8 protein-coding genes are annotated in these 13,061 nt (G+C 40.8%); 4 read left to right on the forward strand and 4 right to left on the reverse strand.

What is annotated here, in order from left to right; all coding sequences use genetic code 11:
• The 4 genes from xylA to Q0X72_RS10515 all read right to left on the reverse strand — a co-directional run.
• A partial coding sequence (xylA, locus tag Q0X72_RS10500) for a xylose isomerase (RefSeq protein WP_297764984.1) occupies positions 1-1,027 on the reverse strand: 1,027 nt, incomplete at its 3' end.
• 9 nt (positions 1,028-1,036) lie between these two features.
• Positions 1,037-2,512: an FGGY family carbohydrate kinase gene (locus Q0X72_RS10505; RefSeq protein WP_297764987.1), complete on the reverse strand. Its 1,476-nt coding sequence runs from the start codon at positions 2,510-2,512 to the stop codon at positions 1,037-1,039.
• 153 nt (positions 2,513-2,665) lie between these two features.
• The gene (locus Q0X72_RS10510; RefSeq protein WP_297764991.1) at positions 2,666-4,288 is read right to left on the reverse strand and encodes a RagB/SusD family nutrient uptake outer membrane protein; all 1,623 of its coding nucleotides are present in this window, start codon (positions 4,286-4,288) and stop codon (positions 2,666-2,668) included.
• A 19-nt stretch (positions 4,289-4,307) separates the two neighbouring features.
• Positions 4,308-7,430, reverse strand: coding sequence for a SusC/RagA family TonB-linked outer membrane protein (locus Q0X72_RS10515; protein ID WP_297764994.1), 3,123 nt, complete (start codon positions 7,428-7,430; stop codon positions 4,308-4,310).
• 350 nt (positions 7,431-7,780) lie between these two features.
• Here Q0X72_RS10515 and Q0X72_RS10520 point away from each other — a divergent pair, with 350 nt between their 5' ends.
• The 4 genes from Q0X72_RS10520 to Q0X72_RS10535 form a co-directional block, all read left to right on the forward strand.
• Entirely contained in the window at positions 7,781-8,812 is a 1,032-nt protein-coding gene (locus tag Q0X72_RS10520) for a LacI family DNA-binding transcriptional regulator (protein ID WP_297764997.1), read from the forward strand.
• A gap of 144 nt (positions 8,813-8,956) precedes the next feature.
• Positions 8,957-9,613, forward strand: coding sequence for a beta-phosphoglucomutase (gene pgmB, locus Q0X72_RS10525; protein WP_297765000.1), 657 nt, complete (start codon positions 8,957-8,959; stop codon positions 9,611-9,613).
• Between the two features lie 3 nt (positions 9,614-9,616).
• On the forward strand, positions 9,617-11,917 hold the full coding sequence (locus Q0X72_RS10530; RefSeq protein WP_297765003.1) for a glycoside hydrolase family 65 protein: 2,301 nt from the start codon (positions 9,617-9,619) through the stop codon (positions 11,915-11,917).
• Between the two features lie 65 nt (positions 11,918-11,982).
• Positions 11,983-13,061: alpha-amylase family glycosyl hydrolase (locus tag Q0X72_RS10535; protein WP_297765006.1), on the forward strand; the 1,079-nt coding region annotated here is incomplete at its 3' end.

The following is a 13,061-nucleotide window of genomic DNA, read 5'->3' on the forward strand; positions in this document are numbered from 1 at the left end:
AATTAATACCGCCTCCCTGTAGCCCGCCTGCTTTTAGAAATACCAGCATGGCCTCAGTTACTTCGTAGAGATTGTTAGGGAACTGATCTGTATCCCAGCCATTCTGGTAGTCGCCTCTGTTCGCATCCAGACTACCCAACATATTATGGGAAGCGGCTACGGCCATTTCGTGCTGCATGGTATGGTTGGCCAGGGTGGCATGATTAAATTCTAAATTCAATTTAAAATCGTCCTGAAGATCGTATTGATGTAAAAATCCCACCACAGTAGCCGCATCAAAGTCGTATTGATGTTTCATAGGCTCCATGGGTTTAGGTTCAATAAAAAAGTTCCCTTTAAAACCTTGCTTTCTTGCATAGTCTCTTGCCATTCCAAGAAATTGACCCATATGATCCAATTCTCGTTGAATATCAGTATTCAGGAGTGACATATAGCCTTCCCTGCCACCCCAGAAGACGTAGTTTTCGCCCTGTAGCTCTATGGTGGCATCTAAAGCGAGTTTTATCTGTGCTCCGGCTCTGGCAACTACCCTGAAGTCAGGATTGGTAGCAGCACCATTCATATACCGTGGATTGGAAAAACAATTGGCGGTGCCCCACAGCAGTTTTACACCAGAGGCCTGTTGTTTTTCTTTAATATAGGATACAATTATTCTAAGTCTATCTTCCGATTCCTTTAGGGAGGTACCTTCCTGAATAAGATCAAAATCGTGAAAGCAGAAATACCCGAACCCTATTTTAGTAATGAATTCGAAGGCGGCATCGGCTTTTGCCTTGGCGGCCTCTATAGGATCTGCCGGAAGGTCCCATGGAAATGCTTGCGTTCCCGCTCCAAAAGGATCGGAGCCTTGCCCACAGAAGGAGTGCCAGTAGGCCACGGCAAACCTAAAGTGCTCTCTCATGCTCTTTCCGGCAACTAGCTGTTCCGGATCGTAATATTTAAAGGCCAGAGGATTGTCTGATCCTTTTCCTTCAAAAGGTATGTCGCCTATACCTTTGTAGTATTCTTTCGTACCTATAAGTGCCATAATTTTGATTTATAAATCTTTATCTATTATTTCTTTCCAATTTTGATATGCTTTTTGATAAGGTTTTAGATCCTTCAATGGGTAAAATGTATGCAAATGGTCATTCTTTAAAAGGGTCTCTCCCAAAGAGGTAAAATCACCATCTTGTAATGCACAGGCTCTTGCAGCTCCAACGGCTCCGGTGGTATCGTATAGCTCAATAGGGTGGCCTATTAAGGTGCAAATGGTGTTTGTGAAGACTTCAGATTGAAATAGATTATCATTCCCGGCCCTTATAACTTTTGGCTGAACACCTTCTGCTTTAAGGATCTCCATGCCGTACATAAAGGCAAACGCTATACCTTCTAAAGCAGCCCTGCAAAGATGTGCTTTTGTATGAAGATTCAGATCGAGATGTAAGATCTGACTACCAATATTTTTATTGTTCAACATACGCTCTGCTCCATTTCCAAATGGCAGTACTAAGACACCTTCCGAAGCAACAGGCACTGTATTTGCCAGGGCATTCATTTTTTCATAGGTGTCTACTTGCAGGTTTTCACGTAACCAACGGTATTGTATTCCCGCCCCGTTGATACATAATAGTTTTCCGAGAATGGGATCTTTTTGGATATAATTGACATGGGCAAAATTATTGATACGGGAGATCTCCCTGCTTTTAAGTTGATCGCCAATAGCATAAATAACACCGGAAGTGCCTCCCGTCATGGCTATTTCTCCCGGATGAAATACGTTCAGTGATAAGGCATTATTAGGTTGATCCCCTGCTCTATAAAGTATAGGAGTATCTTTTGCCAAACCTGTTTCTGCTGCTGCTTTGGCAGAAACTTTTCCCTGGGCCCCAAAAGTAGGGACCACCTCCGGGAGGAGATCTCTGGTGAGACCGTAATAAGCAAGCAGCCATTCAGCTATCTTCTGCTCCTTAAAGTCCCAAAAGACTCCTTCGGTTAAACCGGGTAGGGTAGTGGCTATTTTGTCACTTAATTTGAATGCGATATAATCTCCTGGAAGCATGGCCTTGTACATTTTACCATACAATGCAGCTTCATTGTCTTTTACCCATTTTAATTTGGAAGCTGTAAAATTACCGGGGGCATTTAAAAGATGCGTTGCACATTTTTTGCTTCCTAAATTTTTCAAGGCGTCATTTCCTATATCCACGGCTCGGCTATCGCACCAGATAATGGCATTTCGCAAAAGAGCACCGGCCTTATCTATCAGGACCAAACCATGCATTTGATAAGAGATCCCGATACCAAGTATATCTTTCTTATTGATATGGTAGGTAGTTATGAGCTTTTGGGTTGCTGAACAAACATAGCGCCACCACTCTTCCGGATCTTGCTCTGCCCAGTTGTGCTGAGGGCTAAGAATAGACATTTCTTTGGGGGGTTCTTTAACGACTCCTACAACCTTTCCATCGGCCTTTTGTACAAGTGCGACTTTAATGGAAGAACTGCCAATGTCATATCCTAAATAATACATTTAATGTGTATCAACATTCAAAGGTAAGGTATGATATTCCGTGAATACGGACAAACGATATTATTGGAACCTCTTACAGATGAATGGAATACGTGGGCTAAAAAAAACCCCCGGCTTTAAGCCGGGGGTTTTTTAATTTATAAAACCAAGGAATTAGTATCCAGGATTCTGAACCAAGTTAGGGTTCGCTAATAATTGAGCTGCCGGGATAGGAAATAAGTTTCTAGCAGTATTTCCAACCTCTGAAGATTCTTTGAATAACCAATCTCTGTTATACTGACCGAAACGTATTAAATCGTTTCTTCTCCATTGTTCCTGATAGAGCTCACGTGCTCTTTCGTCTAGCAAATCTTGTTCGCTAACAGATCCTATAGGATCAGCTTGTCTCAGAACTCTTAGTTCGTTCACCATAGCGGTAGGATCTCCTCCACTGCGCATCATAGCTTCTGCTTTCATCAAATGCGCATCAGCATATCGGAAGAGCACAACATTACCAGCATTACCACCGGAATATCGAACACCATATTTCATTACACGGATTCCTGTGGTCTCATCGTTATTGATGAAATTACTGGCTCCTGAGCCATCTAAGAAGTCCCTTTTAAAGGTTAAAGGAGCCCCTGCTCTATCTGTTAATTCTTCACCGTTTAACCCGTATTGCTGGCCAATGAGGTAACCAAATCCAACATTAGAGCCATCCGTTAATCCACCATTGTCCGAAGTCCCTGCAACGCCAGAATATGCCGTTCCCATTGGTGGAACACCACCTCTGCGCTCTTCCTGCCCGTCAATTGGGTTTCCACTAGCATCTAATCTGTTATTATTAGGATCACCTTCATAGAGGTCATAATATTCAGCCAGTGTGCTAAAGCCATTCCAACCACCTCCTTGTATACCGGTAGATCTGTAATGTAAACCATTAAAAATTTTCCATTGAGTTCCTGCGTTGGTGGACCAAATAGTTTCGTTATTTCCACCTACATCTGCAGGATTTCTGAATAGGCTAAAGAATCCTGCCTGCAAAGCAAAACCATCTGCAGCAATTTGATCTACCAGGGAAATTACTTGGGCCATATCACCAGGATCTGGACTACCGCCAAGATAGATATGTTTATTTAAAAGCACTTTGGCTTTCAGATAGCGAGCAGCTGCCTTACTAGCCCTATTAAGCGTCTCTCCAGCTCCGGCTGCCGTTGTTGGAAGATTTGCAATGGCCTGATCTATATCGGCTAAAATAAAATCTAATGCAACTTGCCCAGTAATAATTTCTGGTAAGGTAGAAGAAGGCAACGTAACATCTCTAAAAGGAATTTGTCCAAAATTATCAAGAACGATCCACATGCTATAGGCCCTCAGAAAACTTGCATCTCCAATATTGGTAGCCGAAGGATTACTTCTGGGATCCAGTATCTGTGAAGCAATTAATTGGTTCGCATTAAATCCATTCCATACCTGACCAATAAAATTATGCTCACTACTCCAGGCATGCTGATGTAAAACTCTCCACAAGCCATTGTCTCCCCAGTCAGTTCCTCTGGTAGGAATTAAGGCCGCATCTGTAGTTACCTCTGATAAAGCAAATATATTCTCCTGAGATTGTTGGGTGTTTAGAATATTATTATAAAGCCCGTCAACAGCAGAAGAAGCATCTGCCAGCCCCTGGAAACCTTCTGTTATGATAGAGTCGGTCTCTTCAATTTCCAGATTGGTACAGGATGTTAATCCTATGACCCCTGCCAGTGTTAGAAAATAAATTTTGATTTGATTTCTTTTCATGATTTTCAATTTTTTTTAATTAAAAGGAGGCATTTAAGCCCAATGTTATGGTTCTAGGATTCGGGAACGCTGCCCAGTCTATCCCTCTTGTTGGCACACCAGATCCAAGATCACCGGTATTGGAGGTAACTTCAGGATCAAGTCCGCTGTAATCTGTGATCAGGAATAAATTCTGACCTGTTACACTTAGTCTCAAGGTTTTGAACAACCCGTCACCAGTTAGAGGTACATTATATCCAAGGGTTGCGTTCTGAAATCTTATAAAATCACCTTTCTCAAGGAAACGAGTAGATACATCCGCAGAAGCACCTCCATTCTCTCCACTTGAGAGTACATCCTGTGTAACGTTACGAGCATTATTAATAGCTCCTCCTGTGAAGAAACCGTTTCGTGTATTGTTGTAAACATAAAATCCGAACTGACCGGAGAAATAGGCCGAAGCATCCCAATTACCACTTCTGAAATTCAATGACATACCGGTAGTGATGTCTGGTAATGCATCTTCTCCAACAAACGTCTGATCGGCAATTGCATCGCCTACGCCATTACCATCTACATCCTGGTAGATTGGGAAACCATCTGAATCGAATCCTTCAAAGATGGCCATGTAGTAAGAAAATAAGGACCTGCCGGCTTCAAAACGTTGTGCAAAAGCTCCGGATAATCCTTGTCCGTTGATCTCACCAGTATTGATGGCACTTCCAAAATCCTGTACTTCGTTATCGTTGTATGCGATGTTGAACGCCGCTGAGAACGTAGTATTTTCTGACTGAACAAAGTCGTAGGCCAGCGCAAATTCAATACCCTGGTTAAGAATTGAGGCATCCACATTCCCAAACTGGAACGGATCTACCGCAGGTGCGGCAGGTGGTGTCCTTAATAAAAGGTCATTGGTTTCATTGCGGTATACATCAATGCTTCCGCTAAGTCTGTCATTGCTGAATCCAAAATCAAGACCAACGTTGAGGTTCAGGGTTTCTTCCCATTTAAGGTCAGGAACATCTGTGGCTACAATTGTTAAACCGTTCTGGTTAACTACATTGCCAGTAGTATTTAAGCCTCCAAATCGTTGTCTGGCAACAAAGTTCCCATATCCAAGACCTTCCTGGTTACCAACAAGGCCTCCACTTAAACGAAGTTTTAAAGTAGAAACATTATCACCTAAAAATCCTTCTTCATTCAGTTTCCAGGCAAATGCACCGGAAGGGAAATATCCGTACTGATTATCCGGTCCAAAACGAGAAGAACCATCCGCTCTTACAGTAGCAGTAAACAAGTATTTGTTAGACAATGTATAATTAATACGCGCAAAGAATGATTGTATCTCATCTGTATTATTAAACGTATCTGCTGCCATGGCCTGCAACTTTCTATCGAAACCAAAACCAATATTTTCCCCTGCAACAACGATAGGCTGAAGTCTGTTCACTAATAAGCCTGAGGTATTTGTCCCATAGAAATACTGCTGATAAGCTCCATCAATAGTATTTCCTGCGCTGTTTACGGTCCCTCTCAGATCTGCTCCCATGGCGTTAAGATCTGTTGTTAGAAATCCTCTACCTGCTGCATTTCTTCCACTTACATTGAAATCCTGGAAAGAATACCCAACAAGGGCATCAATAACAGAATTGCCAAAGTCTTTCTTATAATTTAAAGTAGCTTCCAATAAGTGGTTTTCGCGCATTAAAGTGTTATATACTCCAAAGCCTTGGCCTGAAATATCTGTGAAGTTTATTAGATCACCATTGAGCACCGAAGTGGTTTCTCCTTCAGACTTATCATATCCTACATTTACTTTACCTGTAAGCTCCGGAGTAAACTTATATTGAATGGAACCGTTAACTAATATCCTATTGGTATTTGATTCGTTCTGAGTATTCGCTAAGAAGTTTCCGGGTAAAATCTGTCCACCGCCATCATCGAAAGTAGCAGCTGTTCCCCAGGATGGGTTAGCAGAATAACTGGCACCTAAAATATCGCCACGGAAGCCTGCACCAGCACTCAAAGGAGCCGTTTCGTCATTTACGCGTGATATGGTTGTTTGTAAACCAAGCGTTAATTTATCATCCAGGAAACGATGACTAAGATTTAACCTTCCTGTAATACGCTCCAAGCTTGTTTTCTCAACAACACCAAGTTGTTTTTGATACCCGAAGGTTGCCCTTACATTACCTTTACCGTAATTGTTGGAGTAAGAGACGTTATTATTAGTTGAGGCTGCAGTCCTTGTAATAAAATCTTGAAAGTCTGTATTGAATCCAAGGTCATTGGCAGAAGCGTCACCTCCATATTGAGTAACTCCAGCTAAGAATTCATCTTTGTTTAAAAGATCATAGCGGTTGGCAGGTGTGGCTATACTCAAGGAAGAAGAAAATTCTACTTTCCCTCCTGAACTGCCTTTCCCACTCTTGGTTGTAATAATAACTACCCCATTTGCACCCCTGGAGCCATAAATGGCGGTTGCAGAGGCATCTTTAAGGATACTGATACTTTCAATATCGGAAGGGTTTAAGAAGTTCAATGGGTTTCTAGTGTCAGTACCACCATTACCAGAATCTCCGCCTGGTGCAGTGTTACCACCTGCTAATGGTACACCATCTACTACGAATAGTGGATTGTTATCACCTCTAACAGAGTTAGAACCCCTAATGTTTACTGAGATCCCAGCTCCAGGCTCACCACTGGTTTGCTGAATATTTACACCAGCTGTCTTACCCTGGATCAATTGTTCCGGGGAGGAAATAACCCCTCCGTTAAAGTCTTCAGCAGATACTGCGGTTACAGCTCCGGTGGCATCCTTGACGGTGGTAGTACCATATCCAATGATTACTACCTCATCTAATGCCTGTGCATCTTCTTCAAGGACAACGTTAATGGTAGAACGACTATTAACTGCGATCTCCTGGGTTTTGAAACCGATGTAACTTACGACAAGTACGGCATTGCTACCAACGTTACTTAAAGTAAAATTACCATCAAAGTCTGTTTGTGTACCATTCGTAGTACCTTGTACTACGACACTAGCCCCGGGCAATGGACCAGTAGCATCAGAAACAGTACCTGACACATCTTGAGCCTTAGCCAATCCGAAGCTTAAGATCGCTCCAACCAGCATAAGACTTTTTAGTAGTGTAATCTTCATAAATAGTGAATTTTAAGTTTAGTTAATTTAATTCAAGCGTTAAACATATATAAAATAATTGTTAATTTCCTAAAACATTGGCCTTGCTCCCTTACGAAAACGGTTTCGTGTTAATAACTTACTAGAACATGGCAATATAATGAATTATCTGTCCAGATATGTGTAATTCTATAAATATGGGGTAATTTTATTAATGAAATCGCAACAAATATAATGATTTTTCGTCCCGCCATCCTAAATTAATTCAATTTGAACAGTAAATAGGTTACCCTAGAGTGTTAAAGAATAGAATTTTTTAACACCTCTTTATGTATCTTTAATCACCTGACTAACGAAGCAAACAATTTCACTTGAAACGAAAGATCACTCTAAAGGACATTGCACGCGAATTAGATGTATCCATCTCTACGGTTTCCAAGGCGCTGAAGAATAGCGAAGAGATAGGACGAGATACTAAAGATAAGATACAGGCCTTTGCCAAACTGTACAATTACAAACCCAATAATATAGCCATTAGTCTTAAGAATAAAAGGACCAGGAATATTGGGGTGATAATCCCTGACATAGTGCATCATTTTTTTACTACCGTATTTCGGGGGATTGAGCATTATGCAAATGACAAGGGCTACAACGTAATTGTTTGTGTTTCGGATGAATCCTTTAATAAAGAGGTGATCAATATGGAGATGCTTGCCAATGGGAGTATTGATGGTTTTATTATGGCGCTGGCCGGAGAAACTCAATTAAAAAATGATTACAACCACTTAAGAGTAGTTACTGAACAGGGCATTCCACTTGTCTTATTTGACAGGGTGACAGATGAAATTCAGTGTGACAAGGTCATTATTAATGATGAAACCGCTGCTTATGAAGTTGTCAAGAAACTAATCAAGGCAGGAAGAAAGAGAATTGCACTGATCACTACGGAAGGATATTTAAATGTTAGTGCAAAGAGAGCTGATGGATATTACAGAGCCTTAAAGGAGCACAATATCACTGTGGATAAAAAACTGGTACTACACCTCCCGTACCAACAAATGGATGAAACTAAGAGTAAAAAATTCTTTAAAGACAATAAAGTAGATGCGGTACTATGTGTTAATGAAATATTTGCAGTGAAATGTATGGGTATCGCTCAAAAGCTTGGCCATCGCATTCCTGAGGATATTGCATTTGTAGGGTTTACAGACGGCATTTTATCTCATTTTGCAACACCAAGCTTAACATCCGTAGATCAGCATGGAGAGATAATGGGGGAGACCGCGGCCCAGATGTTAATCGATAAGATTGAACGCGATCATGAAAATGAAGAAGAAGAGGTGTTCGAAACTAAGATCATTACAGCTACCTTAATAGAACGAGCCTCTACTCCTGAATTTTAATAATAATTCCTCTTTTTATTACTCCTCTTCCGAAGCTAAAATGGCTTAATAGATATGTAATTGAAAAACCGCAACCACAATCTTAGGACAACTTTGTATATTGGCATCTGTTTTTGAAATTATAAAATATAGACCAACCAGAAGATGCATAAAAAAGGATTTATATTTGACTTGGACGGTGTTATAGTAGATACAGCCAAATATCATTACCTGGCCTGGAAACACCTGGCAGATGAATTAGAAATTCCATTTACCGAAGAACAAAACGAGCAGTTTAAGGGTGTAAGCAGAAAGCGATGTCTTGAAATTCTTCTTGAATGGGGCAATTTTAGCGTTTCTCAAACGCAGTTTGATGCCTGGCTTGCAGAGAAAAATGAGGACTACCTGCGTTATATTGAAACAATGACCGCTTCTGAAATATTGCCAGATGTTCCTAAAGTACTAAATTACCTTCAGGAACATGGCATACCCATGGCACTTGGTTCAGCAAGTAAAAATGCCCGGCCTATTTTAAAAAAAGTGGGACTAATTCCTTATTTTACATCCATTGTTGATGGCACACAGGTAACAAAGGCAAAACCAGATCCTGAAGTATTTTTAATAGCTGCCAGGGAATTAAGGGTAATGCCCAAGAACTGTGTTGTATTCGAAGATGCCCTTGCAGGCATTGAAGCTGCCAATAGTGCTGGGATGACCAGTATTGGTATTGGAGAAAAAAAGATCCTTACTGAAGCTCGCTTCATCTTTAAGGATTTTACGGAAATTGAACTCGATTTTATTAAAGAACTAGCAGAACTATAGGATATGAACAAAGAATATATAAAAGCAGACAATTGGTCTATCATTGAGGAAGGGTTTAAGAAAGAAAATGTAAAATCTTCAGAAAGTCTTTTTAGTCTCGGCAACGGGGCTATGGGCCAGAGAGCAAATTTTGAAGAATTATATACGGGTCCTACCTTCCAGGGGAGTTATATAGGAGGAGTTTACTATCCAGATAAAACCAGAGTAGGTTGGTGGAAAAATGGCTATCCGGAATACTTTGCAAAAGTTATTAATGCCCCCAACTGGATTGGGATCAACGTATTAGTTGAGGGAGAAGCTTTGGACCTTAACACCTGTAGCAAGGTTGATGGTTTTCGCCGGGAATTGAATATGAAAGAAGGATGGTACCGGCGAAGTTTTACGGCTACCCTCCCTAATAAAAAGACCGTTGAGGTAACAGTAACCCGATTTTTAAGTCTGGATCTGGATGAGGTTGGGGCTATAGAATACAATGTGACACCAGTGAAGGAAGATATGACCATTATCTTTTCTCCTTATCTGGATAGTGGTATTACCAATGAGGATACAAATTGGGATGACAAGTTTTGGAATACTACCAAGGTTTCTTCAGAGGGCAATCTGGCGTTTATAGAAGCCCATACCATGAAGACCAATTTTGAGACATGCACCTTTATGGAATGTCATCTCCATTATAAAGGTAAGATGAACAGCACGCCAAAAGATACCGAAGAAAAAGAATTGTGGGTTGGACATACTTATGAGCAGAAAGTTGCGAAGGGAACCACGGCCTCTTTCCAAAAGTTTGGTGGGTATACCGTTGCCAGAAATCACAAAGGGGGCAATTTGGTTGCGGCTTCAAAAAAAGTGCTGGATAAAGCAAGTGCATTAGGATTTGATGCTTTGCTGGATATGCAAAAAAAGGCATGGGCCAACATCTGGGAAATGAGCGATATTACCATTGAAGGAGATACCAAGGCACAGCAAGGAATACGCTTTAATATCTTTCAGCTCAATCAAACCTATCTTGGGAAAGATTCGCGCCTAAACATTGGCCCTAAAGGATTTACCGGTGAAAAATATGGCGGGAGTACGTATTGGGATACTGAGGCATATTGTATCCCCTTCTATATGGCCACCAAAGATCATCATGTGGCAAGGAATCTCTTGAAATACAGATATAACCATTTGGAAAAGGCCATTGAAAATGCCAAGAAATTAGGATTTTCTAACGGAGCTGCGCTGTACCCAATGGTTACAATGAACGGGGAAGAGTGTCACAATGAATGGGAGATCACCTTTGAGGAGATCCATAGAAATGGGGCAATAGCATTTGCGATATATAACTACTATCGCTTTACCGGAGATTATACCTATATCCCTGAAATGGGATTGGAGGTTTTAATAGGCATTGCTCGCTTCTGGCATCAGAGAGCTACGTTCTCTAAACAAAAAAACAAATATGTGATCCTTGGGGTTACAGGACCCAATGAGTACGAGAATAATGTGAATAATAATTGGTATACCAATTACATTGCACGTTGGTGTATTCAATATACAATAGATCAATTACAAAAAGTGAAAACTGGGTACAAGGAAGATTATGACCGCATCACAGGGTACACCAAATTGAAACCAGCGGAAACCGAGGAATGGAAAAAGGTGGCAGACGCTATGTATTTTCCTTTCTCAGAAGAGCTTGGGATATATCTGCAGCAAGACGGATTTTTAGATAAAGAACTGGTGACTGTGGCAGATTTAGCAAAATCAAATAGACCAATCAATCAGAAATGGAGTTGGGATAGAATTCTGCGATCCCCCTATATAAAACAGGCAGATGTACTCCAGGGTTTTTATCTTTTTGAAGATCAATTTTCGTTGGAAGATCTTGAAAAACATTTCGATTTTTATGAGCCTTTTACCGTTCATGAGTCCTCACTATCTCCATGTGTTCACAGTATACAGGCTGCGAAGTTAGACAGGATGGACCAGGCTTATCAGTTTTATCTGAGGACTTCACGCCTGGATCTGGATGACTATAACAAGGAAGTAGAAGAAGGCTTACATATAACATCCATGGCGGGAACCTGGATGAGTATAGTGGAAGGTTTTGGCGGTATGCGGATCCGAAATGATAAATTGTCTTTCACGCCACGTATCCCAAAAGAATGGGAGTCCTATTCATTTAAGGTCAATTTTAGAAATAGAATTCTAAAGATTGTGGTCGATAAAAAAGGATGCCATTTCAAATTGGAAGGAGACCATGAAATGTCGATCAGATTGAATGGGGAACGACTTGTTTTACAACCAACTTCCAAAAAATAATGTGAAGTAACATGACCAATAACATGCAAAGGGCTTTTGGACGGACATCTATATGCCCAAAACTCATGTATGTTATAGGTATACTGATCTTTTATATGACCACCGCTTTAGCTCAAACTCAGATCGAACGATTGGAACCTCCACACTGGTGGGTAGGTTTTAAAGACACCCGGCTACAGCTTATGTTGAAGGGTCCAAATATCAGCAACTTTGAGGCTAGCATTCAAAATGAAAAAGTTCGCCTTTTAAATGTCCATAAAGCAGATAGTCCTAATTACCTCTTTTTAGATCTTGAGATCCCTGCTGATACACCACCCGGAAACATAGAAATTCAAATACAGGAGGTCAATGGAACTTCTTTCTCAGTTTCTTATTCATTAAAAAACAGACCTAAGGGATCGGAAGAATATATCGGATTTTCTAGTAAAGATGTGATCTATTTAATTACCCCGGATCGGTTTTCAAATGGAGATCCCAATAACGATGTTGATCTGGCATTACAAGAAAAGACGATCAACAGAAAAGACGATTACGCAAGACATGGAGGTGATATACGGGGTATGATAAATCATCTGGACTATATTGAAGAAATGGGATTCACATCCTTATGGCCCAGTCCACTTTTATTAAATGATATGCCCAGGGAATCCTATCATGGATATGCGATCACGGATTTTTACAAGGTAGATCCAAGGTTTGGCACCCTTGAGGAATACATCGAATTATCTGAAAAGGCACAAAAAAGAGGTATTAAGTTGATCATGGATCAGGTAAATAACCACTGCGGCTTAGCGCATTGGTGGATGCAAGACCTTCCTTTTAGGAATTGGATCAATTATCAGCAACCTTTCGAAGAGGGGAAGGAAATAACGGTGACAAATCACAGGCGTACCGTTAACCAGGATATCTATGCTTCCAATTCGGACAGAGAACTTATGGACAATGGCTGGTTTGTTCCTTCAATGCCAGACCTGAATCAGGAGAATCCATTTCTGGCCCAATATCTTATTCAGAACAGCCTCTGGTGGATAGAAACACTCTCTTTGGGGGGTATACGACAGGACACTTACCCGTATCCGGATAAAAACTTTATGGCTCAGTGGGCAAAAAGGATCATGACAGAGTACCCAAATTTTTCTATCGT

Source organism: uncultured Muriicola sp. (assembly GCF_947258935.1).
Taxonomy (GTDB): Bacteria; Bacteroidota; Bacteroidia; order Flavobacteriales; family Flavobacteriaceae; genus Muriicola.

Bases quoted from the DNA above. Each gene is read 5' to 3' on its own strand.
- pgmB (WP_297765000.1), top strand. From the start codon at position 8,957: ATGCATAAAAAAGGATTTATATTTGACTTGGACGGTGTTATAGTAGAT.
- Q0X72_RS10510 (WP_297764991.1), bottom strand. From the start codon at position 4,288: ATGAAAAGAAATCAAATCAAAATTTATTTTCTAACACTGGCAGGGGTC.
- Q0X72_RS10505 (WP_297764987.1), bottom strand. From the start codon at position 2,512: ATGTATTATTTAGGATATGACATTGGCAGTTCTTCCATTAAAGTCGCA.
- Q0X72_RS10515 (WP_297764994.1), bottom strand. From the start codon at position 7,430: ATGAAGATTACACTACTAAAAAGTCTTATGCTGGTTGGAGCGATCTTA.
- Q0X72_RS10530 (WP_297765003.1), top strand. From the start codon at position 9,617: ATGAACAAAGAATATATAAAAGCAGACAATTGGTCTATCATTGAGGAA.